General features: G+C 59.6%; 30 protein-coding genes and 1 other RNA gene. 12 read left to right on the top strand and 19 right to left on the bottom strand.

Annotated features, from left to right (window positions below; translation table 11 throughout):
* Positions 1–8: 8 nt before the first annotated feature.
* Positions 9–1,670 carry an FAD-binding dehydrogenase gene (locus tag ACR0IK_RS07105; RefSeq protein ID WP_480590041.1) on the top strand — a complete coding sequence of 554 codons (1,662 nt, stop codon included), beginning with the start codon at positions 9–11 and terminating at the stop codon, positions 1,668–1,670.
* Positions 1,671–1,680: 10 nt separating this feature from the next.
* On the opposite strand, the gene ACR0IK_RS07110 is transcribed toward ACR0IK_RS07105, so the two are convergent.
* The 3 genes from ACR0IK_RS07110 to ACR0IK_RS07120 form a co-directional block, all read right to left on the bottom strand.
* Positions 1,681–2,115 carry an META domain-containing protein gene (locus ACR0IK_RS07110; protein WP_480590043.1) on the bottom strand — a complete coding sequence of 145 codons (435 nt, stop codon included), beginning with the start codon at positions 2,113–2,115 and terminating at the stop codon, positions 1,681–1,683.
* Between the two features lie 99 nt (positions 2,116–2,214).
* Complete coding sequence (locus ACR0IK_RS07115; protein WP_480590045.1) at positions 2,215–3,993, bottom strand: SLC13 family permease; 1,779 nt, start codon at positions 3,991–3,993, stop codon at positions 2,215–2,217.
* Positions 3,994–4,073: 80 nt separating this feature from the next.
* Positions 4,074–4,889: a TIGR00282 family metallophosphoesterase gene (locus ACR0IK_RS07120; protein WP_480590047.1), complete on the bottom strand. Its 816-nt coding sequence runs from the start codon at positions 4,887–4,889 to the stop codon at positions 4,074–4,076.
* A gap of 87 nt (positions 4,890–4,976) precedes the next feature.
* On the opposite strand from ACR0IK_RS07120, the gene ACR0IK_RS07125 reads away from it, so the two are divergent.
* Positions 4,977–5,210: a putative hemolysin gene (locus ACR0IK_RS07125; protein WP_480590049.1), complete on the top strand. Its 234-nt coding sequence runs from the start codon at positions 4,977–4,979 to the stop codon at positions 5,208–5,210.
* Between the two features lie 5 nt (positions 5,211–5,215).
* Here the strand turns inward: ACR0IK_RS07125 and ACR0IK_RS07130 are convergent, their stop codons facing one another.
* Together ACR0IK_RS07130 and mgtE are read right to left on the bottom strand one after the other, a co-directional pair.
* Positions 5,216–5,779 carry a 5-formyltetrahydrofolate cyclo-ligase gene (locus ACR0IK_RS07130; protein ID WP_480590051.1) on the bottom strand — a complete coding sequence of 188 codons (564 nt, stop codon included), beginning with the start codon at positions 5,777–5,779 and terminating at the stop codon, positions 5,216–5,218.
* Positions 5,776–7,170 (bottom strand): magnesium transporter, encoded by a 1,395-nt coding sequence (gene mgtE, locus ACR0IK_RS07135; protein ID WP_480590053.1) that lies wholly within the window; start codon positions 7,168–7,170, stop codon positions 5,776–5,778. The genes ACR0IK_RS07130 and mgtE overlap by 4 nt, the downstream gene beginning before the upstream one ends.
* A gap of 139 nt (positions 7,171–7,309) precedes the next feature.
* Between mgtE and guaD the strand changes: the two genes are divergently transcribed.
* Positions 7,310–8,599: a guanine deaminase gene (guaD, locus tag ACR0IK_RS07140; protein WP_480640952.1), complete on the top strand. Its 1,290-nt coding sequence runs from the start codon at positions 7,310–7,312 to the stop codon at positions 8,597–8,599.
* 270 nt (positions 8,600–8,869) lie between these two features.
* Here guaD and ACR0IK_RS07145 read toward each other — a convergent pair whose 3' ends face one another.
* The 4 genes from ACR0IK_RS07145 to ACR0IK_RS07160 all read right to left on the bottom strand — a co-directional run bounded on the left by ACR0IK_RS07145 (position 8,870) and on the right by ACR0IK_RS07160 (position 11,966).
* The gene (locus ACR0IK_RS07145; RefSeq protein ID WP_480640953.1) at positions 8,870–9,208 is read right to left on the bottom strand and encodes a DUF995 domain-containing protein; all 339 of its coding nucleotides are present in this window, start codon (positions 9,206–9,208) and stop codon (positions 8,870–8,872) included.
* Positions 9,209–9,306: 98 nt separating this feature from the next.
* A complete protein-coding gene (locus tag ACR0IK_RS07150; protein WP_480590057.1) occupies positions 9,307–10,641 on the bottom strand; it encodes an 8-oxoguanine deaminase in 1,335 nt (444 codons plus the stop codon).
* A gap of 116 nt (positions 10,642–10,757) precedes the next feature.
* A complete protein-coding gene (gene hisN / locus ACR0IK_RS07155; protein ID WP_480590058.1) occupies positions 10,758–11,549 on the bottom strand; it encodes a histidinol-phosphatase in 792 nt (263 codons plus the stop codon).
* Between the two features lie 45 nt (positions 11,550–11,594).
* Positions 11,595–11,966 carry a helix-turn-helix domain-containing protein gene (locus ACR0IK_RS07160; RefSeq protein ID WP_480590060.1) on the bottom strand — a complete coding sequence of 124 codons (372 nt, stop codon included), beginning with the start codon at positions 11,964–11,966 and terminating at the stop codon, positions 11,595–11,597.
* Between the two features lie 336 nt (positions 11,967–12,302).
* Here ACR0IK_RS07160 and ACR0IK_RS07165 point away from each other — a divergent pair, with 336 nt between their 5' ends.
* On the top strand, positions 12,303–13,259 hold the full coding sequence (locus ACR0IK_RS07165; protein WP_480640954.1) for an NADPH:quinone oxidoreductase family protein: 957 nt from the start codon (positions 12,303–12,305) through the stop codon (positions 13,257–13,259).
* On the opposite strand, the gene ACR0IK_RS07170 is transcribed toward ACR0IK_RS07165, so the two are convergent.
* Entirely contained in the window at positions 13,256–14,137 is an 882-nt protein-coding gene (locus tag ACR0IK_RS07170) for a LysR family transcriptional regulator (RefSeq protein ID WP_480590064.1), read from the bottom strand. The two genes, ACR0IK_RS07165 and ACR0IK_RS07170, sit on opposite strands and share 4 nt — an antisense overlap.
* A 127-nt stretch (positions 14,138–14,264) precedes the next feature.
* Here ACR0IK_RS07170 and ACR0IK_RS07175 point away from each other — a divergent pair, with 127 nt between their 5' ends.
* Both ACR0IK_RS07175 and ACR0IK_RS07180 read left to right on the top strand, forming a co-directional pair.
* Positions 14,265–14,474, top strand: coding sequence for a DUF1127 domain-containing protein (locus tag ACR0IK_RS07175; protein ID WP_480640956.1), 210 nt, complete (start codon positions 14,265–14,267; stop codon positions 14,472–14,474).
* A 183-nt stretch (positions 14,475–14,657) separates the two neighbouring features.
* On the top strand, positions 14,658–15,437 hold the full coding sequence (locus ACR0IK_RS07180; protein WP_480590068.1) for a Bax inhibitor-1/YccA family protein: 780 nt from the start codon (positions 14,658–14,660) through the stop codon (positions 15,435–15,437).
* A 165-nt stretch (positions 15,438–15,602) separates the two neighbouring features.
* Here ACR0IK_RS07180 and ACR0IK_RS07185 read toward each other — a convergent pair whose 3' ends face one another.
* A complete protein-coding gene (locus ACR0IK_RS07185; RefSeq protein WP_480640957.1) occupies positions 15,603–16,109 on the bottom strand; it encodes a hypothetical protein in 507 nt (168 codons plus the stop codon).
* Between the two features lie 206 nt (positions 16,110–16,315).
* The gene (gene rpmG, locus ACR0IK_RS07190; protein WP_005630270.1) at positions 16,316–16,483 is read right to left on the bottom strand and encodes a 50S ribosomal protein L33; all 168 of its coding nucleotides are present in this window, start codon (positions 16,481–16,483) and stop codon (positions 16,316–16,318) included.
* Positions 16,484–17,132: 649 nt separating this feature from the next.
* Between rpmG and ACR0IK_RS07195 the strand changes: the two genes are divergently transcribed.
* Entirely contained in the window at positions 17,133–17,465 is a 333-nt protein-coding gene (locus ACR0IK_RS07195) for a GYD domain-containing protein (RefSeq protein WP_480590071.1), read from the top strand.
* Positions 17,466–17,473: 8 nt separating this feature from the next.
* Here the strand turns inward: ACR0IK_RS07195 and rnpB are convergent.
* The 5 genes from rnpB to gatC form a co-directional block, all read right to left on the bottom strand.
* Positions 17,474–17,889: RNase P RNA component class A (gene rnpB / locus ACR0IK_RS07200), an RNA gene on the bottom strand.
* Positions 17,890–17,969: 80 nt separating this feature from the next.
* Entirely contained in the window at positions 17,970–18,641 is a 672-nt protein-coding gene (locus tag ACR0IK_RS07205; RefSeq protein WP_480640958.1) for an N-acetylmuramoyl-L-alanine amidase, read from the bottom strand.
* On the bottom strand, positions 18,625–19,332 hold the full coding sequence (locus tag ACR0IK_RS07210) for a hypothetical protein (protein WP_480640959.1): 708 nt from the start codon (positions 19,330–19,332) through the stop codon (positions 18,625–18,627). The genes ACR0IK_RS07205 and ACR0IK_RS07210 overlap by 17 nt, the downstream gene beginning before the upstream one ends.
* A 40-nt stretch (positions 19,333–19,372) precedes the next feature.
* Complete coding sequence (gatA, locus tag ACR0IK_RS07215; protein ID WP_480590077.1) at positions 19,373–20,860, bottom strand: Asp-tRNA(Asn)/Glu-tRNA(Gln) amidotransferase subunit GatA; 1,488 nt, start codon at positions 20,858–20,860, stop codon at positions 19,373–19,375.
* A 3-nt stretch (positions 20,861–20,863) separates the two neighbouring features.
* Entirely contained in the window at positions 20,864–21,151 is a 288-nt protein-coding gene (gatC, locus tag ACR0IK_RS07220) for an Asp-tRNA(Asn)/Glu-tRNA(Gln) amidotransferase subunit GatC (protein WP_480640960.1), read from the bottom strand.
* Positions 21,152–21,378: 227 nt separating this feature from the next.
* Here gatC and ACR0IK_RS07225 point away from each other — a divergent pair, with 227 nt between their 5' ends.
* Both ACR0IK_RS07225 and ACR0IK_RS07230 read left to right on the top strand, forming a co-directional pair.
* Positions 21,379–21,537, top strand: a complete 159-nt coding sequence (locus ACR0IK_RS07225) for a hypothetical protein (protein WP_480640962.1) — start codon at positions 21,379–21,381, stop codon at positions 21,535–21,537.
* Between the two features lie 144 nt (positions 21,538–21,681).
* On the top strand, positions 21,682–22,245 hold the full coding sequence (locus tag ACR0IK_RS07230) for a DUF4202 domain-containing protein (RefSeq protein ID WP_480640963.1): 564 nt from the start codon (positions 21,682–21,684) through the stop codon (positions 22,243–22,245).
* Here ACR0IK_RS07230 and ACR0IK_RS07235 read toward each other — a convergent pair.
* Positions 22,236–22,892 (bottom strand): ceramidase domain-containing protein, encoded by a 657-nt coding sequence (locus tag ACR0IK_RS07235; protein WP_480640964.1) that lies wholly within the window; start codon positions 22,890–22,892, stop codon positions 22,236–22,238. The two genes, ACR0IK_RS07230 and ACR0IK_RS07235, sit on opposite strands and share 10 nt — an antisense overlap.
* Positions 22,893–22,952: 60 nt before the next feature.
* Between ACR0IK_RS07235 and ACR0IK_RS07240 the strand changes: the two genes are divergently transcribed.
* Positions 22,953–23,645 (top strand): metal-dependent hydrolase, encoded by a 693-nt coding sequence (locus ACR0IK_RS07240; RefSeq protein WP_480640965.1) that lies wholly within the window; start codon positions 22,953–22,955, stop codon positions 23,643–23,645.
* Here the strand turns inward: ACR0IK_RS07240 and ACR0IK_RS07245 are convergent.
* Positions 23,635–24,096 (bottom strand): nucleoside deaminase, encoded by a 462-nt coding sequence (locus tag ACR0IK_RS07245; RefSeq protein ID WP_480640966.1) that lies wholly within the window; start codon positions 24,094–24,096, stop codon positions 23,635–23,637. The two genes, ACR0IK_RS07240 and ACR0IK_RS07245, sit on opposite strands and share 11 nt — an antisense overlap.
* Positions 24,097–24,157: 61 nt before the next feature.
* Here ACR0IK_RS07245 and ACR0IK_RS07250 point away from each other — a divergent pair, with 61 nt between their 5' ends.
* Positions 24,158–24,967 (top strand): pseudouridine synthase, encoded by an 810-nt coding sequence (locus ACR0IK_RS07250; RefSeq protein ID WP_480640967.1) that lies wholly within the window; start codon positions 24,158–24,160, stop codon positions 24,965–24,967.
* 174 nt (positions 24,968–25,141) lie between these two features.
* On the top strand, positions 25,142–26,056 hold the full coding sequence (locus ACR0IK_RS07255) for a 5-bromo-4-chloroindolyl phosphate hydrolysis family protein (protein ID WP_480640969.1): 915 nt from the start codon (positions 25,142–25,144) through the stop codon (positions 26,054–26,056).
* Position 26,057: the final 1 nt, after the last annotated feature.

A 26,057-nucleotide genomic window follows, 5' to 3' on the forward strand; every position in this document is an offset into this window, starting at 1 on the left:
GACAAGACATGACCAACAATACTGCTGATGCTATCGTTGTGGGCGCCGGGCTGGCTGGGCTGGCCGCTGCGGCTGAACTGGGGGATCGCGGCAAGAAGGTGATCGTGCTGGATCAGGAACCCGAGCATTTTCTGGGCGGACAGGCGTTCTGGAGCCTTGGCGGGCTGTTCATGGTCGACACCCCGGAACAGCGGCGGATGGGCATCAAAGACAGTCACGATCTGGCGCTCCGCGACTGGATGGGCAGCGCGCAGTTCGACCGCGCTGAAGATGCCTGGCCGCGCAAATGGGCCGAAGCTTATGTTGAGTTCGCAGCCGGTGAAATGCGTCCTTGGTTGCACGAGATGGGTCTGCGCTGGTTCCCAATCGTAGGCTGGGCGGAACGCGGCGGGTCCTATGCGGATGGTCACGGCAACTCGGTGCCACGGTTTCACATCACATGGGGCACCGGACCGGGCGTTCTGAAACACTTCATCCGCCGTGTGCAGAACCATGTCAGCGCCGGGCTTATTGAACTGAAATTCCGCCACCAGGTCAGCCATATCATCATGCAGAACGGCGGCGCCAAGGGTGTGTCGGGCGAGATTCTGGCCGATGACACTGCCGCTCACGGAGCAAAGACCAACCGCGATGAGGTGGGTGAGTTCGAGGTCTATGCGCCCTCGGTCATCGTCACCTCGGGCGGGATCGGTGGCAATTTCAAAATGGTGCGCAAGAACTGGCCCCGCGACCGGCTGGGCCAGCCGCCCAAGGATATGGTGGCGGGCGTACCCTTTCATGTCGATGGTCGTATGATCGGCATCAGCGAAAAGGCTGGTGGCCACGTGATCAACGGCGACCGGATGTGGCACTACACTGAAGGTGTGCGCAACTGGAACCCGATCTGGCCCTCGCATGGTATCCGCATTCTGCCCGGCCCCAGCTCAATGTGGTTCGACGCACAAGGCAATCGGCTGAAACCGCCCTGTATGCCGGGATTCGACACGCTGGGCACCTTGAGAGAAATCCTGAAAACCGGTCATGAATACAGCTGGTTTGTGCTGACCCAGAAGGTGATCAAGAAGGAATTCGCCCTGTCCGGCTCGGAACAGAACCCCGACATGACCGATGGCGGCTGGCGCGAGGTGCTGTTCCAGCGCGTCCTGACGGGTTCAAAAGCCACCGCACCGGTTGAGGCCTTCAAGGAACACGGTGAGGATTTCATCGTCGCCAATACCCTGACCGAGCTGGTCAGTGGCATGAACCAGTTGGGCGGCGGTCTGATCGACGAATCTCACCTGCGCGCCCAGATCGAGGCGCGGGATAGTCAGGTCGACAACCCCTTCACCAAGGACGCGCAGATGGCGGCCATTCTGGCCGCGCGCAATTATCGGGGGGATAAGCTGATCCGCACCGCCAAGCCGCACAAATTCCTTGATCCGGCCAATGGCCCGCTGATCGCGGTGAAGCTGCACGTGCTGACACGCAAGACGCTGGGCGGGCTGCAAACCAATCTCGACAGCCAGATGATCGGCGCGGATGGTCAGGTCGTCCCCGGCCTGTTCGCGGCCGGAGAGGTCGCCGGGTTCGGCGGCGGCGGCTATCACGGTTACAACGCGCTAGAAGGCTCGTTCCTTGGCGGCTGTATCTTCTCCGGCCGCAATGCGGGGCGGTCGCGGGCAGTGGCCTGACCGCCCGGCTTTATTGCATTCTCACGAATTTCAGCACCGGCTCACCGGCGCTGTCCAGCATGACCAAACTGTCTCCGGCGACCGCGTAGGACACAACATTCTGCAGCGCATCTAAAAACTGACGCTCGACCTGTTCCATTTCGGGCGGGCAGGCCATCAGGGTTGCCGCGATATTGTCTGGAAAGTCGATCTGCCCACCCGACATCTCAGCCTGCCCTTTAAAGCGGTTGCAACCTCCGCTGCCACCAAAAGCTCCGCCGGACTCAAACGCGATCTCGGGGCGTTTTTCCATATCCAGAACACCTCCATTCAACCCGATGGCGGACCATTTGGTATTCTCAAGACTCACTGGTTCGTTTGTGGTTTGGGCCGTGCTGTGACCGCCCAACAACCCCAATACAACTGCACTGGCAACGATGGCCTGACCGATCTTTGGAAAAGGCATGATCCTGTCCTTTCTCTTCAAGGGCTTTGAAGAGAAACATTGGGGCGGGATCAGAGATTACAAGCTAAGCCCCTAAAAACCGGCGGTTCCGCGCCGACCTTAAAGGGGCCAGATAAAGGGGATCAGTAAGGACGCCAGCAAGCCGACCGTCAGGTTTAACGGCACACCGACTTTGAGAAAATCAGTAAACCTGTAGCCGCCGGGCCCGTAAACCATCATGTTGGTCTGATATCCGATCGGCGTCGCGAACGAGGCCGAGGCCGCCACCATCACCGCCACCACCAGCGGGCGCGGGTCAATCCCGACCGCCTGCGCCAGACCGATTGCAATCGGCGTCACCACCACGGCCACCGCATTGTTCGACACCAGTTCGGTCAGCACCGAGGTCAGCAGGTAGACGGCCCAAATGATCAGGAAGGGTGGCAGCACGCTCAGGCCCGGAGCAATCGCCTCGACGATCAGCGAAACGGCTCCTGATTTGTCCAGCGCCGCGCCGATGGCCAACATGGAAAAGATCAGTGCCAACAAGCGGCCTTCGACAAAGGAAAACGCTTCATCCGCGTCGATGCAGCGGGTCAGCAGCACCACGGCCACAGCCAGAACCGACAGCAGCAGGATCGGCGCCACACCCAGCGCGGCCAGCACGACGATCCCTACCAGCGCGCCTATGGCAATCGGAGCATGACTACGCCGGAATGCACGGGCCGAGGGTTGGGTGACATCGACCATATCCATGTCAGACGCCAGTTTTTGGATATCTGCCGGAGACCCTTCCAGCAGCAGCGTATCGCCGACGCGAACGACCAGATCATCCAGTTGACGCCCGATATTCTGGTTCCGCCGGTGCACCGCCAACACATAGACACCATACCGGCGACGAAGACGCAGCGCGCCAAGCGTCCGACCCACCATTCGGCAGCCCGGTGTGATCAGCACCTCAACTGTTTTGGTCTCAACCGCCGAAACCTGATCGACGCGCTTGAGTTCCTTGTTGCTTTGCAGGCTCAGCAGTTCTGTCATTTGGGTACGCAAAACCACACGGTCACCGACCTTCAGCTCAACCCCTTTCAGGTTTCGTCGCAGCGATTCGTCGCCCCGGATCACGTCGATCAGGCGCACGCCAGGGCGTTTGAACAACTGAACCCCTGTCACCTCGCGCCCGATCAGGTTGCTTTCCGGGGGTATGACGGCCTCGGTAAAGAATTTCATCTTGGACCGGTCGGACAGCAGCGAGGCCATGCTGTCGCGGTCCGGCAACAGGCGCGGCGCGATGAAACGCAGGTAGAACATGCCATAGATCACCAGCGCAATCCCCAGCGGCGTGACCTCGAGAATCGAGAACGCTTTCATCCCCTGCGCCCGAGCCACACCATCCACCAGCAGGTTGGTCGAGGTCCCGATCAGAGTCAGCGTACCGCCCAGAATCGCCGCGTAGCTCAGCGGGATCAGCAGTTTCGAGGCTGGAACGTTCAACGTGCGCGCGATCTGCACAAAGACCGGGATCATAACCACCACAACCGGCGTATTCGACACCACGGCCGAGGCCAACACGACAAACGCCATCAACAGACCGATGGCAAAGCGCGGATTCACCTGCGCCTGCTTTTGCGCGGTCGAGGTAAACGCATCCAACGCCCCGGTCCGCACCATGGCGCCCATGATGATGAACATCGCCGCAATGGTCCAGGGCGCGGGGTTAGACAGTACGGCCAGCGCACTCTGATAGGGCAGGATGCCAGTCACCAGCATGATGGCAACGCCACCGATGGCGACAACCTCGGTCGGGTACACTTCGCGCAAGAACATGACGAACATGCCTGCAACGACCATCAGCGCCACGATCGCGCTGCCCGTTTCTGTCAGTTGAAGGAATTGCATTCTTGGTTTTGTGTCCGAACCTTGACCTGGCTTGCGCGCCCGTCGGGCAGTTTCCCGCATTGCGCGCGGCAGAGCAAGCCTTACTGCGGCCCGGTCTGCTGCAGTCGTCCGCCAACGCGCACCATCTGCACAGATTTTGCCTGCCCGTCGCGGTCATCGGTCTCGACAAACACACCGCTCAGCGTTGCCTCGCCATTGGCCGGAGTGAACCGAGCCTTGGGCATTCCGGTGATGAAACGGCGCATCGGTTCAATTTTGTCCATGCCGATCACCGAGTCATAGTCCCCGCACATCCCTGCATCGGTCAGATAGGCCGTACCGCCAGGCAGGATCTGCGCGTCTGCCGTTGGCACGTGGGTATGCGTCCCCACCACAAGGCTGGCGCGCTTGTCGCAATAGTGGCCCATCGCCATCTTCTCGGACGTCGCCTCGCAATGCATATCAACGATGATCGCCTGCGCCTGCCCCCCGCGCGGATGGGATTTGAGGATCGGTTCAATGGCCGAGAACGGATCATCGAAGGGCCGTTTCATGAACACCTGCCCCAGCACCTGCACGACCAGCACCTTGCGGCCTCCGGGTGCGTTGAACAGGCGATGCCCCCGCCCCGGCGCGCCTTTGGCAAAGTTCACCGGGCGTATGATACGCGACTCTTTCTCGATGAACTGCAACATGTCTTTCTGGTCGAAAGCGTGATCGCCCAGCGTCAGACAATCCGCACCGGCGTCCAGAAGCAGCTTGGCGTGATCTCCGGTCAGGCCCATCCCGTTCGAGGCGTTCTCGCCATTGACAACAACGAAGTCCAGCCGCCATTCGTCGCGCAAACGCGGCAGATGTTGCTGAATGGCCGTGCGTCCCGCGCGGCCCATGACGTCACCCAGAAAAAGTATCCTCATTCAACCTGTCCTAAGTGTGGTAATGCTCAAGCACAAGCGGTTAAGCTGCACTGAAATCCATCTACGCGCTTGCGAACGGAGAATTTGATGCACCGATTTGTACTGACCGCCGCCGGTCTTGCGATTTTGTCCGCCTGTCAGCCAGTAACGCCGCCTGAGTCCGCACCGCAACTGGCAAACCCCGCGGCGACGTTCTGTGTGGAAAGCGGTGCGAAATACGAAATCAGGGATGGTGACAACGGGCAATCGGGCGTCTGCATTCTATCCGACGGGCGCGAAGTCGATGCCTGGGAGTTCTTTCGCGAAAACAGCCCGACCTGAGGTAATCAGCTCGAAAAGGTCAGCACCCTGCTTTCGGTGATCACCATGTCCAGCGGCTGATCGGTGGGCTCCAGCGGCAGCCCTTCGGCCTCTTGCGCGTCAAAGGCAAACCCGATGGCCAGCGTCGGGCGCTTGGCGCGCAACCCTTCCAGCGTGCGGTCATAGAACCCGCCGCCATAGCCCAGCCGCCCGCCCTGCGCATCGAAGGCGACAAGAGGTACGATCAGAATCTCGGGGTCAAAATAGTCATCGACCTCGGGCACTTTGGCTCCGAAAGGGCCATCTTTCAGCGCGCCTTCGGGTGTCCAGCGGGAAAACTTCAGTGGCTGACCGGCGGCCTGGATCACCGGTACGCCGACCGGGCCATAGGCCGAAGCTTCGGCCATCGCTGCCACAGGGTCAATCTCGGTGCGGATCGGCATATAACCCGACAGGGGCACACCCCGATGCCCGGCCAGCACTTCGGACAATCGCCCGGCGGCTCCGGGCAAACGGGTGTCAAACGCAGCCTTACGGCGAGCGAAAGCCGCCTTGCGTGCGGCAGCTTTGATTTCAGTCAGGTCGGTCACAATAGCACCACGCTGGCAAGCCCAAGAAAGATGAAGAACCCCATGACGTCCGTTGTGGTCGTCACGAAGGTTCCCGACGCCAGCGCGGGGTCAACACCCATGCGGTCCAGCACCACCGGTACTACCGTACCTGCAAAGCCCGCGATGATCATATTCACGACCAAGGCCGACCCGATCACGACACCCAGCATCGGAGAATCAAACCACATCATGCCCACCGTTCCCAGCACGATGGCAAAACACAGCCCGTTCAGCATCCCCACAAGCAATTCCCGCCGGATTACGCGCATGACGTTTGCATTGGTCAGGTCACGCGTTGCCAGCGCCCGCACTGCAACCGTCAATGACTGTGTTCCCGCATTACCTCCCATCGACGCCACGATCGGCATTAGAATCGCCAGCGCCACTAACTGATCAATCGCTGCCTCAAATTGCGAAATCACCAGCGAGGCACAGATCGCCGTACACAGGTTCACCGCCAGCCACGGCAGACGCCGCCGACTGGTTGCCGCCACACTGTCCGAAATCGAGCTTTCGTCACTCACACCCGCAAGACGCAGGATGTCTTCTTCATGCTCTTCATCCAGAACCACCATGGCGTCATCGATGGTGATCACACCGACCAGCCGCCCGTCCGCATCCACCACGGGGGCCGAGATCAGGTGATACTGGTTGAAAGCATAGGCCACATCCTCTTCGTCCTGATCAACGGGGATAGAGTGGAATTCCTCTTCGGCAATGTCATGCAGCGACACATCGCGCCGGGTGGCCATCAACTTGCCCAGCGTGACCTGCGCCACGGGCTTCAACCGCGGATCGACCAAAACCACGTGATAGAATTGTTCCGGCAGATCATCATTGGCGCGCATGAAATCGATGGCCTGCCCCACCGTCCAATGCTCGGGCGCCATGACCACCTCGCGCTGCATGAGACGACCAGCCGAGTTCTCGGGGTAGGCCAGCGCCTGTTGCGCTGCAATCCGTTCGGAAGCCTCCAGTGCGCCAAGGATGGCTTCCTGCTGTGGCTCTTCGAGGTCTTCCAGCAGGTCGACAACGTCGTCGCTTTCCATTTCGCGCACGGCGTCAGCCAGAACGTCGGGATTCAGGATGCCGATAATCTCTTCGCGCACCGCCTCATCGAGTTCCGAGAGGATATCGCCGTCGAACTCCTTATCATACAGACGGATCAGACGCGCGCGGTCATAGGGGTTGATCTGCTCCAGAAGGTCGGCGATGTCGGCCGGGTGCAGCGGCTCCATCAACTCAATCAGTTTATTGCGGTCGTCTACATCGACTGCATACAGAATGGCCGCTACGGTCTTGCGATCCAGCGCATAGACGTCCTCATCGCTGGTCGCCTCGGTTACGGGTTCATCAAAGCCTGTCGTCATGTCTGCCCCCGTTTCTTCGGTCATTGGCCCCTAATTAGAAGAAGCTGCTACCGGAAAACAATGACAATGCGGCGATTTACCGACAAGTTTCGCGCGCCTATGCTGTTTCGCAGTCCCATACAGGTGGAGATGAAGGATAATGGCGCAAAAAACGCTGCTGAAAGGACGTGTTCTGAGCTTCACTGGTTCGCCGTTCGACGATGAGCCGACCGAAGCCGTCAAAATCAGCGAAGCGGTTCTGGTCGAAAATGGCCGTATATCGGCCGTGGCGGATGCCGACGGCCTGCGTGCAGCCCATCCGCACGCCAGCGTAACCGACTACGGCCAGCGCGTCATCATGGCGGGTTTTGTAGACGCCCATGTCCACTATCCACAGACCGCCATGATTGCCAGTTGGGGCAAGCGCCTGATCGACTGGCTTAACACCTATACCTTCCCCGAAGAGATGAAGTTCGGCGACCCCGCCTATGCGTCCGAGATCGCCCACCGGTATCTGGACCTGACGGCGGCGCATGGCACGACGACAATGTGCAGTTTCTGCACCATACACCCCGAAAGCGTTGATGCCTTCTTCACCGCCGCGCAACAGCGCAATCAACGTGTGGTCGCCGGTAAAACCTGCATGGACCGCAATGCGCCCGAGGGGCTGCGGGACACGGCGCAGACAGCTTATGACCAGTCCGAAGCGCTGCTTAGGAAATGGCACGGGGTCGACCGGTTATCTTACGCCATCACTCCGCGCTTTTCCCCCACCTCCACACCCGAACAGCTTGAGGCGATGGGCGCGCTCTGGGCCGAGCACCCGCATTGCCTAATGCAAACCCATCTGAGCGAGCAGACCGACGAGATCGCCTGGGTTCGCGAGCTGTTCCCCGAAGCGCGGGACTATCTGGATACATATGAGAAATTCGGCCTGCTGGGCGCGCATGGCGTCTACGGCCACGTCATCCATCTCGAATCGCGCGAACGCGACCGGCTGCGCGAGGTTGATGCAGCGCTGGTCCATTGCCCGACTTCGAACACCTTCATCGGCTCGGGCCTGTTCGACATGACAGGGCTGATGCGCGATGGCCACCGGATCGGACTGGCCACGGATACCGGCGGCGGGTCGAGTTTTTCAATGCTGCGTACGATGGCTGCGGCCTACGAGATCGGACAGCTACGGGGCGCACCTTTGCACGCCGCACAGCTGTTGTGGTTGGGAACCGTCGGGTCGGCGCGCGCATTGCGGATGGACGATTGCGTCGGCAACGTCGCACCGGGGATGGAGGCTGATCTGATCGTCCTTGACCTCGCCTCGACCCCCGCCATCGCCCAGCGCGAAGCCAGCGCCGACGATCTGTGGGAGGCCATCTTCCCTACCATCATGATGGGCGATGACCGAGCGATCTCTGCCGTTTGGATTGGAGGCGAGCCCGTCGTTCAATAAAGAATGGCCTCACCCAATTCGGTGCACATTCTTGGATCAAGGCTCCACTTAGTACTCGGCTTGATCGTGCAGGCAGTTTGCGAACGCTGCCCGGACCGTTAAATTGTCCAGCCAGACGGGTAAGCCCTACAGACCCAGTTTCTTCTTATTTTTCCTTATATTGGATTTGAATTTGTCACCTTTCACGAGGCTGCTGTCATCGGTCATAGACCACCACTCGTTTTCATTCGGCCAACTGCGCCAAATTGCGCCATCTGGGGCAACAACTTGCTAGATGCATTCGAGGTCATCCGGTTTAGACCCCGTGGAATCACCCTTTGGCCAGTACCAGACCAATTCACGGCAAACACGCGCCTTTCGATCAACTTTCCATGTACCAAGGGCTACGTTGTCGCTGTGCTTTTTGCACCAGGCACTCGCCTGCCAGCCTGAGCCAAAGTACATGCCATCCTCGCATCCTTTCCAAATTTGAGTTTTTCCCGCGTAAAGCTGGGCAACCGTGTTTGGATCAGCAGGTTTCGCGCCCTGCGGTTTCGGGTCCGCCCAAGCTATCGCCGAATTCAGAAAGGTCAGAACGGCAGCGCCAACAGAAATTGCTTGAAAACTCATCTACCCACTCCTTCAAAAGGGCGGAGAGATACCACAAATGTGCGGTCCTCTAAAAATCCTTCGCCGAACCGAGCGCGGTAAAGTCAAGGAATGCCAGCTTACCGCTGCAACGCCATTGCACGATGGTTTTGACGTTCGATGACCCGTGGCAGGTCTATCGTCGTGATCTGACAATCACGCACAATCTGACGTCCCTCCACGAACAGGTGCTTCACTTTCGCAGGACCCGCCAACAACAGAGCCGCGGTGTCCCAACTGCCTGCGCTTTCGATGCCGCGGGTGTCCCAGACTGCAATGTCGGCGCGTTTGCCGGGTTCCAACCGTCCGCAATCGGGGCGATTCAAAACGTCGGCGCCGCCGCGTGTCGCGATCTCCAGCGCTTCGCGGGACGACATCGCATCCGCACCGTTCGCGACCCGTTGCAGTAACATGGCCTGTCGCGCCTCGAGGATCAGGTTGCCGATGTCGTTGCTGGCCGACCCATCCACGCCAAGACCGACCGGAACACCGCGGTCGCGCATGGCGCGGACTGGTGCGATACCTGATCCCAGTCGACAATTGGAACAAGGGCAATGGGCAACGCCAGTACGGGTTCTGGCGAACAGGTCAATCTCGGTCCCGTCCAGCTTGACGCAATGGGCGTGCCAGACATCCGCGCCGGTCCAGCCCAGATCCTCGGCATACTGCCCCGGGCGACAGCCGAACTGCGCCTGCGAATAGGCGATGTCCTCGTCATTCTCCGCCAGATGGGTGTGTAGCATCACCCCCTTGTCGCGCGCCAGGATCGCCGTATCACGCATCAGATCACGACTGACCGAGAACGGGGAACACGGTGCCAGCCCTACCCGGCACATCGCACCCTCGGAGGGATCGTGAAACGCATCAACAACTCGGATCATGTCGTCGAGGATCGCAGCCTCGCCTTCGACCAACGAGTCCGGCGGCAAGCCGCCATCGCTTTCGCCAATGCTCATGGCACCGCGTGTGGGGTGAAAGCGCAGGCCAATCTCGGCGGCGGCGGCAATCGTGTCGTCCAGCCGCGTTCCGTTCGGGTACAGGTACAGGTGGTCGGAACTGAGCGTGCATCCAGATAAAGCCAGATCGGCCAGGCCGATCTGGGCCGAGACGTACATCTCCTCCGGCCCAAAGCGGGACCAGATGGGATAGAGCGTTTTCAGCCAGCCAAACAAAAGCGCATCCTGTCCGCCGGGCACCGCGCGCGTCAAGGTTTGGTAAAGGTGGTGATGGGTGTTCACCAAGCCCGGCGTCACGACGCACCCGGCTGCATCGTGAACGTCGCCGGCGGTCTGCAGGCCGTGGCCGATCTGTTCGATCTGTCCGCCGCGGATCAGGATATCCGCGCCAGAAAGCTCACTGCGCGAATCGTCCATCGTCAGGATGGTGCCTGCATTCTTGATCAGGATTTCGGTCATTCCGCCCCCCTTGCGATACACCCGTTTCGTGCAAGAAGAGCATTTGCTGGCGGAAAACGGGCACAAGAACCAGCCCGACAAACCCTACCCGACAGGTTCAGACCCGGCAATAACTTTCAGTGCTTGCGCAAAACCTCCAACGCCGCCGCGTGCAACACGGTATTCGCTGCCGCCAGCACGCGCCCGCCTTCATGCGCCGGACCGCCCTGCCAGTCGGTGACAACACCACCTGCAGCTTCGATCACCGCAATCGGCGCCTGGATGTCATAGGCGTTCAACCCCGCCTCTATCACCAGATCAACCTGCCCCGCAGCAAGCAGGGCATAGGCATAGCAATCCATACCAAAACGCGTCAGGCGCACGTGTTGCGCCACAGCCTCGAACCCGGCACGGTCCTCGGGGGTGCCGACCTCGGGAAACGTAGTGAACAGGATCGCCTGATCCAGACTGGATGTCGGACGCGTTTTCAGCTGTGCCGTGCCGGTTGGGCCGGTCACTTGCGCGATATCGGCAGCCCCCACGAAACGCTCTCCGATATAGGGCTGGTCGATGACGCCCATGATCGGACCGTCCTGTTTGCTCAGCGCAATCAATACGCCCCATGTGGGTGTGCCGCTGATGAAACCGCGGGTGCCATCAATCGGATCCAGAACCCATGTCCGTCCACTGCTGCCCGGAACCTGGCCGAACTCTTCCCCAAAGATACCGTCATTGGGTCGGTGTTTGGCCAGAACCGCACGCATGGCCTGTTCGGCGTTCCGGTCTGCAACCGTTACCGGGTCAAAACCCTTTGCCAGTTTGTTGTCGGTTTCAAGATTGGATTGTCTGAAAAATGGAAGAATGGCCTCGCGCGCAGCGTCGGCCATTTCTTCGGCAACATCCAGATCGCTCAATGTCGTCTCTCGCATGCGCTACCCGTGCGGTTCGCGCGTGCCAGAGTCAACCCCGTTTGCTCAGGCGACGTCGCTCAGCACTCGGGCAAGTTCGAACAGGCGGCGGCGTTGATTTTCAGGGATTGCATAGTAGGAACGCACCAAATCCAGAGCTTCCTTGTCCCCCATCAGATCGGCCGGAACCGATTTCTTGCCGGTTGGTTCTTTTTCAGCCTCTTCAAGACCTTCAAAGAAAAAGCTGACAGGTACGTCCAATGCCTCGGCAATGTCCCACAGACGGGATGCGCTGACACGGTTGGCACCCGTCTCATATTTCTGAATCTGTTGAAACTTAATACCAACTTGCTGCGCCAACTGCTGCTGGGTCATGCCAATCAGCCAGCGGCGATGCCGGACGCGCTTGCCCACATGGACATCGACGTGATGGGTCATTGGTAAACTCCTCTAATACACACACAACCAATTCGGGTGCGCGACATGCCTTTACTACCGCAACACTAGCAAGCCGCCCTTAACCACTCCCTAATCAGGAACATGCCCCCAAATCAGCACCCCAGACAATATTGCGCTTTTTCAGTATTTTTTCAAGAAGGTTGAATCTGTTTCCACGAACAGAGATTTAAGGTTGTGCCAAATCTGTCTGGCACACGTCCTTGCCATTGGGAAAGCCTGACATGGCCGCCACACCCTCTTGCGGGGCTTACCGGGTAAGAGATTGACAATCCCCGAGCGGAACGAACCTATGCGCCAAACCACAGGAGTGCTTTCATGCTGGCCTACAGAATTCCGTCCCAAGGTGCGGTCGCACAGCTTTGTGATATTGACATCCCGCAACCCCTGGAAGGCCAGGTGCGTGTGGCGATCAAAGCCTGCGGACTAAACTTTGCCGATCTGCTGATGCAGAAAGGTACATATCAGGATACACCCCCCGCCCCATTTACGCAGGGAATGGAAATCGCTGGCGTGGTCGATACAACCGGCCCCGGCGTATCGCACTTGAAACCAGGTGACCGGATCGCTGTCTATTCCGGTCAGGGCGGTCTGGCGGAATTCGGAGTGTTCGACGCAGAGCGTGCGATTCCCCTGCCCGATTCGATGAGCTTCGAGGACGCTGCGGCCATGCAGATCGCCTATGGCACCAGCCACATTGCACTGGATCACCGCGCCCACCTGCAACCCGGCGAGACCCTGCTGGTTACGGGCGCCGCGGGTGGTGTCGGCCTGACAGCGGTCGAGATCGGCAAGCTGATGGGCGCAACCGTGATCGCTCAGGCCCGGGGCGCGGACAAGCTGGCCGTGGCGCATGCAGCCGGCGCAGATCACCTGATCGACGCGTCCGAAGATTTGCGCACGCGCGTCAAGGAACTTGGCGGCGCGGACGTTGTATACGATGCGATCGGTGGGGATGTTTTCAAAGCCGCCTTCCGCGCCACCAACCCCGAAGGGCGCCTGCTGCCGATCGGCTTTGCAGGCGGAGAGGTTCCGCAGATTCCCGCCAACCACCTACTGGTCAAAAACCTGACGGTGATTGGCTTCTATATCGGTGGATACCTGACCTTCCGGCCTCAGATCGTGCAGAACAGCTTTGAAACGCTGTTCCGCTGGCACATCGAAGGGAAAATCACGCCGCATATCAGCCACGTGCTGCCCCTGTCGGACGCCGAAAAAGGCCTGAAACTGCTGCGCGACCGCACGGCAACCGGCAAGGTTGTGATTACGCCCTAGCCGACAACCGCCTTCAGAGGACTACTGCCTAGCATGCGGAAATTCTGCCGGACGAGGTCGGCCAGCGCCTCAACCACAGGGCCACGTCCGGGTTCACCTCCGTACAGGTTGATCATATGCGCAGGCAGGGTGGGCAGCACGCCGCCGTCGTCGATTTGCACCAGATGCGCGGCTTCTGTTCCGTCCAGCATGGCGTGAATCGCCAGGTCGGCAGACACGGTAGCCTCGATGGTGCGGTCGTTTTCAGTTTCCACCGACAGCTCCCACGGAAGGCCGGCCTCATCCAGTGCCGCGATCATCTGCGGCCGGAACATGCAGCGACGACCCACCGCAATGGGGATCGGCCGTTTACGCCAGGCCGAACCGCCGGGCGCACCAATCCAGCGCAGCGGCAATTCCGCGACAGTTTCAGCGCCATCTCCCCTGTTTGCTTCGGTCGTCAGAATCAAGTCGCACTCGCCGCGCTTGAGCATATCCTTCAGTTGCATTGAGTACGAAGACACCAACTGCACCCGCACTCGCGGGAAGTCCGCGTTGAATCGCTGCAACACCCGGGGAATCGCCGGGTAAACGATGTCATGCGGCACGCCCAGAACCACCTCACCTTCAAACGCCTGATCGGTGAGTTTTGAGATCACCTCATCATTCAGCGCGATCATGCGGCGGGCATAGGCCAGCAGCTGCTCACCTGACGCGGTCAGCGCGATGGTCCGGCCGCTGCGATCCAACAGTTCAAGCCCCAGCAGCTCCTCAAGCCGCTTCAACTGCATCGAAACAGCGGATTGCGTCAGGTGCAGGAAACCTGCAGCACGCGTCACACCGCCCTGATCCGCCACCGCCACGAACGAGCGTAAAGTCGTAATGTCCAGATTTCGCATCTTCACGAATCCTTATGTATCACTTCATAAATATTCATTTTCAAAATGTGTCATAACGCGCCATATAAATCAAGGAACTTGATGAGACAGCGAAAACTCATCGAGGATCGATGAAAGGACAAACATTATGACCCAAATCGCAATTGACAGACACTGCCCGCCCCGCCGCCGATTTGGCCTGACCCTGCTACGAGATGCGTTTTCCCTGCGCCGTCAGAGACGCACCCTGGCAAGGCTGGACGCCCGGGCGCTAGAAGATATCGGAATCACCCGCGAACAGGCCGAAGCAGAAGCGGCCCGCCCCATTTGGGATGCGCCGGAATTCTGGCAAAAATGACTCTGACATTCATCTTTTCCCCATGAATGGCGACCCGCACCCGCAGGTCGCCATTTTTGTTTCGTGTTTTAGCTGGATTCCGGCGCTAAACCCTTGAAACGTGACCCGCAGTTGCCGATATTTGCGTGGAACGGGGTTCGAATTTCGAACCGCGACAAGAATGATGTGAAGGGAGACCCTTTTATGGCACAATTTGACACGATCCGGACGGCGGCCGGCGCGCGCGCTGCCCAGATCCATGAGGGCCTGCGCGCCCATATGAACAAAGTTTACGGCACGATGTCCGTGGGCATGCTGATCACGGCACTCGCCGCTTGGGCGATTGCCGGGCTTGCAGTGACCGCAGACCCGACCGCCACCGGTATTCAAATCGGCACGGATCGTTACCTGACCGGCTTGGGACAGACTCTGTTTCTGACCCCGCTCAAATGGGTCGTGATGTTCGCGCCGCTTGGTTTCTTGCTGTTTGGCTGGGGCGCCCTGATGCGGCGTGGCTCCGCCGCTGCGGTTCAACTGGGTTTCTTCGTCTTCGCCGCAGTGATGGGTGTGTCGATGAGCTCGATCTTCATGATCTTCACCCCCTACTCGATCACGCAGACCTTTCTTGTTACGGCTATCGCATTTGCGGGCCTAAGCCTGTTTGGCTACACCACCAAGCGTGACCTGAGCGGCATGGGTACTTTCTTGATCATGGGTGTGATCGGCTTGCTGGTTGCTATGGTCATCAACCTATTCCTGCAGTCGGGACCGATGATGCTGGCAATCTCGGCGATTGGCCTTCTGATCTTTGCTGGGCTGACCGCGTTCTACACGCAGGACATCAAGAACACCTACGTTGCACATGCAACCCACGGTGATCAGGAATGGCTGGACAAAGCGGCTATTGACGGCGCGCTGAGCCTGTACATCTCGTTCCTGAACATGTTCCAGTTCCTGCTGATGTTCATGGGGCAGCAAGAATAAAGCTGGCCGCCAGTACAGAATCAAATGGGGCGGGCCCGCAACGGCCCGCCCCTTTCTTTTTGTCGAACATCCGTCCGCCTGAAACGCGCCGAGTTCTGTAGCTAAGGCGCCTGCACAAAAAAGGCCCCGTCCAAACGGGACCTCAACCCAACATTTGTCAGTCGCTTAGCTGCAGTTCAGCGCCACTGCAAAACCCGAACTGCGCTCGGAAGATCCCTTGCGGAATACGTCACCCGCTGGCAGGCAGCCGGTAAACTGCTCGGCATCGCGGCCAAACGTTGCGCCGACCTTGTTGTCCACGCGGGTGCTGTTGTTCGCTGTGCGCAGGACGCCGAACAGAGTACCGTTCACGTTGACCGTGCTCAGGAACAGGTTGGTGTCAGACCCGGTCAGTACCACCGCGTCGGTGTCGCTGCGTCCGCCGTTGTCGATTGCGACACGGGCAACTTTCTCGGCATCGGTCTGGTCGGTCACCACGGGAACTGCAGGCAGCACGGCCAGTTCAGCCGGTACGTTCGTCGCAGGCGGCAGGAAGGCCGCCGCACCCGGCACATCCGAGATGGAGCGGGGTTCACCATCGATCCCCGTAAACCCGACGCCTTCGCGGTTATAGGGGTCCTCGCAGGCCGCTAGGGCCAGAACGGTTATTGTGGATAACAAGATTTTTTTCATGACGGCCAACATTTTGGAACAGTTTGTTGAAGCGTAGGGGTAAGCCCCTGCAAAAAGCAACCCACCGCAAAACCGATTGCCCTGCCCGCTGATGCTTCGTTGCAACGGCGCGAGACGCCATGAAGAACCGTCCACAAAATGAACCGAAATGAAAAAGGGTCCTGCCAAGGCAGAACCCTTTGAAAATGTCCAAGCTGGACGGCAGATTACTTAATCTTGCCTTCCTTGTACTCGACATGCTTCCGAGCGACCGGATCGTATTTACGAACGGTCATTTTCTCGGTCATGGTGCGTGCGTTTTTCTTGGTCACGTAGAAGTGGCCCGTGCCCGCGGTCGAGTTCAGACGGATCTTGATTGTCGTCGGCTTCGCCATGGTTATCTCCTGCGTCCGAAAAGGCAGGGGCCTTTCGGTTGAATTCCTATGAGCGTGCGCTTTTACCCGGTCGCGCGGCTGAGTCAACCGAATTCCGCCCGTAAAGCGCACAAATCATGCGCTTGAGGTTTGCCCCTGTTTGGCTGGCTCACGGTTCTGTGATATGGTCGCGCGATTAAACCCCAGTAAAGAAGCCGATAACAGGCTCGCACCCCGAGGCGCCACGTCCAGGCGAGACGCTCTGCCAGCAGAGTTTTAATGATCACTTGGGGGGCATGACAGGTGAAGACACCGACGAGATGGCGCCGTGGCATGTCGTGGATTGCCCCGATCGGCCGGAATTGGAACCGGGAAGAACATACAGGGCGTGCCCGGTCCAGATTATCGCCTCCGTGGTGCCCCACCGGACACCTTTTCTCCTGCCAATCAGGCTTGAATGCCATCGCGTGGAAACGGGCGGACAGAGCTATCAGCCTGCCCTCAATCTCCCGGGGCAGCATGGCGTGCACCTGGTACCGGAGCCGCATTTAACGCTGTGGACGTTTGACTGATCGCGGACCCAACAGACTGCGACAGGCTGACAATCGCAAGAGGGCTATAGGACCAGCCTGATTAAAGGTCCTGGATCAACTTTTTACAGGAGGTAGACATGCCAATTTTCATTACATATGCGTCCTATTCGCAGGATGGCGTCAAGGGGATGCTGAAAAAGCCTGTGGACCGTACGGCCCCTGTCAGGGCTTTGCTGAAAAAGGTCGGCGGTAAGCTTTTGGGATTCTATATGACGACGGGTGAAAATGACGTGGTGGTCATCAGCGAAGCCCCGGACGGTACGGATGCTGTGGCTGTTGGGATGGCCGTTGCCGCATCAGGCGCGGTGTCGAAAGTCCAAACGGTACGCGCCTGGAGGGCGAAGGACTTTGTCACCGTGACCAAGAAAGCCGCAAAACTGACCGGCGCCTATAAGCCACCGGGCAAGTGATCGGAAAGACGCGCGGAGGGCCTGTAAGCCGGATCTTGTTCCGGGGTTGCCCCCTTCGATGACCATTCCTCTAGGCCGTGCATTGCTGCGCGGCTCAAGCTGCCAACCCGGTCCCTCTCGGCCAAGACGCGCTTAGCGGCGGTATCGGCGGACGCCGACCGGCCCGCGCGGGGACCCTATTTGGCATTGCTCCCGGTGGGGCTTGCCGTGCCGCCGCTGTTGCCAGCGGCGCGGTGGGCTCTTACCCCACCGTTTCACCCTTACCGCGCTTTGCCGGAGGCGAACCTCAACAAAGGTGCGGCGGTCTGTTTTCTGTGGCGCTTTCCGTCGGGTTGCCCCGCCCGGGCATTACCCGGCACCGTTGTCTTGTGGAGTCCGGACTTTCCTCTCGGGCGTACACCCCAGCGGCCATCCGGCCCTCCGCGCAGTGCGGTGGGTATGCTGTGGTCTGGGTGGCGTCAAGAGGTTAGGTCAATAAGGGACCAGATGAAGGCGGATCAGGACTTACGTAACAAGTGGTGCGAAATCGGCGGGGTGAAGACCGCCGGTGGCCCAGGGACGATACCTGAGCCGTACTGCAGCCAACAGCGTGTCATCGTCCACCTCAGAGGAATACCCTGCGGCGCGGGCCGAAGCCCGGAACGATTGGATCGTTGCGTTTTGCGGCCCCTTACCTTCACCGCGGCGGCCTGCGAGGTTCAAACGCTCCATTCGTTGCCATGGGAATCGGGGGCCAGGGTCGCATTTTCGACCCGGAGCCATATCGGAATGGCCGATCACATGATCCGGGCTGATCGACCACCGCTTCTGTATCTGGTGCAACAGGGTTTCAAGCGCTGCCAATTGAGGCTCTGAAAACGGATGTGCCCCGGTATTGTCTAGTTCGATACCGATTGAGCGGGAGTTGATGTCGCTTTGGCCGTTCCATTCGCCCGCGCCTGCGTGCCAGGCGCGGTCTTCTTCGCGAACCATCTGCCAGAGCGTGCCGTCAGAGCCGATCAGATAATGTGCCGAGACTTCATGAGCAGGATCGCACAATCGATCCAGAGCAGCACTGGCGCTGTCCATTGCTGTGTAGTGAAGCACGATCAAGGTGGGATTAAGCCCATCTCTGCGCTCACCGAAATTGGGGGACGGGTGCCAGATCGGCGTCAGCGGCTTAGTTGTTAACGGCACTGCGGAACGGGCTGGGGTCCCAGCCGCAAGCGTAACCGTCACCATCCGGATCGAGGCCTTTGCGGTCACGCTGGGGGCCGCCATTTGCAAGGAACTCAATCTGGGCCTGGTCGGCCGACGGGAAGCGCGCGCAATTGCGCTGCGCCTTGGCCTGCAGGTTGAACCCGGCACGGCTAAAGAGTTGCGTTCCGACCGGGTTCGACGTGTTCAGCGCGTATTGCACGATGTTGGGCTGACCATCCGAACCCCGTGCCGGAACGGCGGTCGGCGCAACAACCTCATAGGTCTGGCGATTCTGTTCGATCAGCGCTGCGTCAGATTCGATGGTGCGACGGCCAGAGACCGCCTCGAAATCCTGTTCGTCCGAAATGGTGTTGTTGATGGGGTCCTCAACGGGTGACGGTTCGTAAGTGCTTTGCCCTGACGTACTGGCCAAAGCTGCCGCCGTTGCCGAGGCAAGGTCAGCATTCTCGCCGGCTGGCAACGGAGCACCAGCCCCGGGCGCGCCAAGCTGCTGCTCGGACACCTCAACTGGGCCAAGCAGCGGGTTTCCGGTATATCCCTGCCCCGCCAACTGCGCCTCACGCTGCGCCTGATAAGTCGGCGTGTTGAAATCCGGGCCACCCACCGGCGCCACCGTATCACAGGCGGCCACCAATCCGATTGCGGGAATCAGAAGCGTAAAGCGCATCCAGCTGCTCCGTCTTGCGTTGTCTTGCCTGACCCGAGGCTTACCACCATTTGCCCGGCTTGGCCACAAACCCGGCTGCGTTCTCCAGCGCGTATGCCGTGTTCAGCAGATCACCCTCTTCCCACGGGCGCCCGATCAGTTGCAGACCAAGCGGCAGACCTTGCTTATCCAATCCGGCAGGCACCGAGACACCCGGCAAACCGGCCAGATTCACTGTCACGGTGAAGACGTCGTTGAGGTACATCTGAACCGGATCGGCTTCGGTCATTTCGCCCAAGCCAAAAGCGGCGGACGGCGTGGCCGGGGTCAAAATCGCGTCGACGCCTGCGGCGAAGACATCCTCGAAGTCTTTCTTGATCAGGGTACGGACACGACGCGCGCGGTTGTAATAGGCATCGTAGAAACCTGCGGACAGCACATAGGTGCCGATCATGACGCGGCGCTGCACCTCGTGGCCGAAGCCCTCGGCGCGGGTTTTCTCGTACATCTCGGTGATGCCGTCACCCTGCGCCAGCTGCGCGCGGCGGCCATAGCGGACACCGTCATAGCGCGCAAGGTTCGAGGACGCCTCGGCCGGGGCAATCACGTAATACGCAGGCAGAGCGTATTTGGTGTGCGGCAGCGAGATATCGACGATCTCGGCACCCGCAGCTTTCAGCATCTCGGCACCGTCAGCCCAGAGCTTTTCGATCTCGGCGGGCATACCATCCATACGGTATTCTTTCGGTATACCGATCTTCTTGCCCTTGATGTCACCAGTCAGCATCGCCTCGAAGTTCGGCACGGCCAGTTCAGCGCTGGTCGAGTCCTTGGGGTCGTGACCGCACATCGTTTCCAGCATGATCGCCGCGTCACGCACATTCTTGGTCATCGGTCCGGCCTGATCCAGCGAGGACGCAAACGCTACGATGCCCCAACGCGAGCAACGACCATAGGTCGGCTTGATGCCGGTGATGCCGGTGAACGCTGCAGGCTGACGAATCGATCCGCCGGTATCAGTGCCGGTTGCGGCCAGACACAGGTCGGCGGCGACAGCCGAGGCTGACCCGCCGGACGAACCGCCCGGTGTCAGCTGTGCATCGTCATTGCCACGGCGCCACGGGCTGACCGCATTGCCGTAAACAGAGGTTTCATTGGACGAGCCCATGGCGAATTCGTCCATGTTCAGCTTGCCCAGCATCACGGCCCCAGCGTCGGCCAGCTGCTGTGACACGGTGGATTCGTATTCCGGCTTGAAGCCTTCCAGAATCTTCGAGGCCGCTTGCGACGGCACACCCTTGGTGCAGAACAGATCCTTGATGCCAATCGGCAAACCACACATCGAAGGTGCGTCACCACCCTTGATCCGCTCATCCGCGGCCTTGGCCCGTTCCAGCGCGATCTCGGGGGTCTTGTGGACAAAAGCGTTTAGTGCGTCGGCTTCGTCGATGGCCTTCAGGCAGGATTCCGTCAGCTCAACCGAGGTCACGTCACCCTTGCGTAGCGCGTCACGGGCCTCGGCCAGGCCCAGTTTGTTCAGATCGCTCATGTCTTACTCCACCACTTTGGGGACTGCGAAAAAGCCCTCGCGCGCGTCGGGGGCGTTGGCCAGAACCTTGTCCTGCTGGTTTCCGTCGGTGACCACGTCCTCACGACGCTTCAGTCGCATCGGCTCGACCGAGACCATCGGTTCGACACCTTCGACGTCCACTTCGTTCAGCTGTTCGATGAAGCCGAGGATGGTGTTGAACTCGGACGCCAGCGCGGGCAGCGCGTCATCCTCGACCTTGATCCGGGCCAGTTTGGCCACCTTGGCGGCGGTGTTTTGGTCAATCGACATCGGAAAACCTCATATGCGTTAAGGGGCATTTACCTGTCCGATGCTCAGGTCGCAAGGGCATGGAAGGGAGGATATGGCCTCGTTCGTGCAGATCACCGCAGCTGCCATTCAATTTTGCATACCCCCTATGCGCAAAAGTAAACCGTTTAGTTCATTTTTGCCATTGAAAATGTATACTGAACGGTTCATTTCATGAGGTACGGCACAGCCTCAAACGGAGAAAGACAATGAAAACGTTCATGACTGCATTAGTACTGTCCACCACTGTTCTTGTTGCCCAGGCGCAGGCCTTTGGCCCCACCATGAACACCCTGACGCGCGACCTGACTTTCCCCGAGACTGTCTCTCAGCCTGTCACGCAGGATCAGGCCAAATTGGGTAAATGATATGACCCCCTGTCCGGGTCGGGTATTCGACGTCCGGCCCGGAAAAACTGCAATTGACTGCTGCGCATATTGCGTCCAACCGCTAGGGTGATCAAAGTGATCCGTCGAACAAAAATCAGGTTCGGCAAGCCAACGGAGCAGTAGATGAGCGCGCGCAAACAAGCAGTTCTGGACGCAATTGATGCGGCCAATACCCAAGATCCCAACCTTGAAGACGGCCAACCGGTCGAGTTGCTGTACGGCCAGCGCATGAGCACCGAATTGGACCGACTTTTCCCAGATGCTTCAGATGTGTTGCAGATAGCTGCCCGGGGCCAGCACGTCGAACGCTGGAAGTTGGCACGCAGCGAATACCCCGAAGGCCGGGCCGGATACCTCGCCTGGCGCAAGGCGCAAGCTGTCCATCACGCCGAGGTCGTTATGGCGATGATGGAACAGGCAGGTTACAGCAACGATGAGGTCGAAGCCGCAGGGCGCATGCTGCGCAAACAGGGCATCAAGCGAGATGACGATGTTCAGGCACTGGAAGACGTCATCTGTTTCGTCTTCCTCAAATGGTATTTTGCGCCCTTTGCCGAGAAACACTCAGCCGAAAAAATCCAGAGGATCGTCGAAAAGACCGCCCGCAAGATGTCGACCGAGGGCCGGGCGCGGGTCTTGTCTGAATTCGAACTGCCGGAGCATTTGGTAGCTGCGTTTCAAGACTGAGACGCGCGGGCCATGTGCCTGCGATAGACCTCGATCATCCAGCCCAGCATTGTGGCGTTCAGGATGTGCCACATGAAATGTGTGCCCAGCGGAAGCTGGGCGCAAAGGGGTTCGTCCAGTGCCCGGAAGGTGATAGAGGCGATCAGGATGCCCGCCCCGATCGCAAAGCCACACGCTGTTTCGGGGACGCGATTGCGCAGCAAAAATGCGTAGATCAGAATCAGCAGCGGCACCGGAGCATATGCCGACGATCCACCCAGACCCGGAATGAACTGGAACAAAGGGACCGTAGCTGCGGCATAAGGCACGAACAGGACGGTGACGATCAGAGCATAGACTGGCCGCATGTGCCAGACATCCCGATTGATCGCAAAAATATAGACCAGAATGTACAGCAGGATCGGCGCGACATCGGCCATTGCGGCCCAGACCTGCGCATGGGTGTGGAACAGATAGCTACCCACCCCGATCACCGCGAGGATGACCACCAGCCCCATCGCCAGAGGCACCCCCTGCCCGCGCACGCGCCGCCACATGATGAACGCCGCGATCAGAAATGCTGCGTTTGTCACCGCGTTGATCGGCTCGGCCCAATAGGCGGGCGACAGGCGCTCGCAATATCCGTCTATTTCCTGAAACCAGTCCATGAACTTTTACATATCCGATGCTAGGTTGATGCCAAGAGTTTGTTTTGGGAGGACGTTTTCATGAACATCATCTGGCTGGGGCACGGCAGTTTTCGTATCGAAACTGAAGGGCAGGTTCTGCTGATTGACCCGTGGCTGACCGGCAATCCGGTGCTGTCCGAAGATCAGCACGACGCCGCATTGGACGGTGCAACGCATATTCTTCTGACGCACACGCATTTCGATCACGTCGCTGACGTAATGTCACTGGCCAAGCACCTCAAGGTGCCGGTGGTGGGTCAGTATGACCTGATGGGGTATTGGAGCGAGGCCGAAGAGCTTGAGACCATAGGTTTCAACAAGGGCGGCACGGTGAACCTGAACGGGGTCATGGTGTCGATGGTTCCGGCGTCTCACAGCTCGACCTTCTCGACGCCAGACGGTCTGCGCACCGGTGGCAGCGAAGTTGGTTTCATGATCGCCTCTGAAGGGCACATGCTATACGTCTCCGGCGACACAGATATCATGGCGGATATGGAATGGATGGGGGATTACTACAAACCCAATATCGGCATCCTGTCGGCGGGCGGCCATTTCACCATGGACATGAAAGCGACGGCCTATGCGGCCAAGAGGTACTTCAACTTCAAGACCGTGATTCCCTGCCACTACAAAACCTTTCCGATTCTGGAACAATCCGCCCATGCGCTGATCGATGGGTTGCCGGGGGTCGACGTAGTCGAACCCGAACTGATGAAACCCATCACTCTCTAGGATCGCGTCGCGCAGCGAAGAATTCCTTCAGAAGATCGGCGGCCTCCCGCCCTGCGATGCCGTCGTATATCTCAGGGACGTGGTGCGCCTGTTTGTGTGTAAACACCCGCGCACCATGGGCCACTCCGCCGGATTTAGGATCGGCGGCGCCATAGTAGATGCGCCGGATGCGCGCCGCAGCCAATGCCGCCGCGCACATCGCACAGGGTTCCAGCGTGACATAAAGATCATGATCCGGCAGCCGTTCGGAACCAGCCTCGGCGCAGGCCGCGCGCAGTGCCAGAATCTCAGCATGGGCGGTCGGGTCGTTCAATTCGCGCGTCCGGTTGCCCGCTGCGGCCACGATCCGGCCGTCGGCTGCGACAATCACGGCCCCCACCGGAACCTCTCCGCGATCTGCTGCGGCGCGCGCCTCGACCAGCGCCTTGTCCATATGCGATTTGAACTTCATGCCTCTGACTGCATCAGAAACCTGTCTTTCGCAAGCGGGCGGGATGCGTTATGGGCTGCGGATGACCAAAACCCCTCCTCCCGGCGACCGGATCGCCAAAGTACTGGCCCGCGCAGGCGTTGCCTCGCGCCGTGAAGCTGAACGCATGATCGAAGCGGGTCGCGTGACCGTGAACGGCAAGACCATCGCCAGCCCTGCCCTGAACGTCACCGGCAAAGACAGGATCACTGTGGACGGCAAACCGGTGTCTGAGCCCGAACCCTCGCGCCTGTGGCTGTATCACAAGCCGCCCGGTCTGGTGACGACGACACGCGACGAAAAAGGCCGTGCGACCATATTCGACAACCTGCCCGAAGACATGCCCCGCGTCATGAGCGTTGGTCGGTTGGACCTGAACTCGGAAGGCTTGCTGCTGCTGACCAACGATGGCGGCATCAAGCGCAAGCTGGAATTACCTTCTACAGGATGGCTGCGCAAATACCGTGTGCGTGTGAATGGCCGCCCCAAGGACGAAGATTTTGCACCGCTACGCAAGGGTTTGGTGATCGACGGCGAGCGGTTTCTGCCGATGGAGGTCTCGCTGGATCGCCAGCAGGGTGCGAACGCTTGGCTGACAATCGGCCTGCGCGAAGGCAAAAACCGTGAAATCCGCCGTGCGATGGAGGACATCGGTTTTGCCGTGAACCGGCTGTTGCGTGTATCCTACGGTCCGTTTCAACTGGGCAGCCTCAAGCCCGGCGAGGTCGAGGAAATCCGCCGCCGCGTGATGCGCGATCAGCTGGGACTGGACGCAGAACCCGAAGCCCGGCCGAAACGCCCCGCGCGACCGCAACGAAAACGGGCACCCATCGGCAAGAAAACTCGCAAGTGATGCGGGTTTGGCAACCTTCCCCCTAGCGCCAAGCCCTCGTATCGCCTAAATTTTCCGAAAGGAAAGCCATTGGGGGGCGCCATGTCAGGGACCGGAGTGCAAAAACTGGCCTACGCGGCCCTTCTGGTGCTGTTGTTCGGTGTCTGCACCGGCGTGCTGGGGGGCTTGTAACGCATGTCACAGCGATATGGCGGAAAATTTAGCCCACAAGGCGGTGGGTCTGACGACGACCAACAGCCGCGCGGGCAATTCCACGGCGCGCGGGTCGAACCGGCAGGCGCGCGGGTGAATATCCTGTTTCTGCCCGCCATTCCGTTGGTTTTTCTGTCTCTGAACGACGGCGCAATCGGAATGACGATCGGGCTGATCGCAGCGGGCCTGCTAACCGGCGCCGCCTTTCTTCTGCGCGAGGGTTTGCGCGCCGAAGCCGCCTATAACGCGCGCCGCTCTGCGCGCCGTCCTGCTTTTCCCCGCAAGGTTTTCGCAAGCGTTTTGACTGGGCTGGGTGCCGCGCTGGCCGCGTATCGATCCGAGTATCTGGACGCCGAGGCCGCCGCGCAGGCGAGCTTGCTGGCTCCGATCCTGTTTGGAGCGGTGGCCACGGTGCTGCATTCCGTGTCTTTCGGGCTGGACCCGATGAAGGATAAAGGCATGGAAGGCGTCGACACCTTTCAGCAGGACCGTGTGGCCCGGGTGGTCGAGGATGCCGAAACCCACCTGTCTGAAATGACCGACGCCATCAAGCGCGCCGGGGACCGTCGGGTCGAGGCGCGCGTCGAACGCTTTCAGAACACCGCCCGCGATCTGTTCCGCACGGTCGAGGAAGACCCGCGCGATCTGGCCGGTGCCCGCAAATACCTGACCGTCTACCTGCAGGGCGCGCGTGATGCGACGGTGAAGTTTGCCGATGTCTTTGCCCGCACCCGCGATGCACAGGCGCTGGCCGATTACACCGCCTTGCTGGACGATCTGGAACAGAATTTCGCGGCCCGTACTCGCAAGATGCTATTGGATGACCGCAGCGATCTGACGGTTGAAATTGACGTGTTGCGCGAACGCCTGCAACGCGAAGGCGTCCGGTTGGACTGAC

It is taken from the genome of Ruegeria sp. BF7, assembly GCF_056538605.1.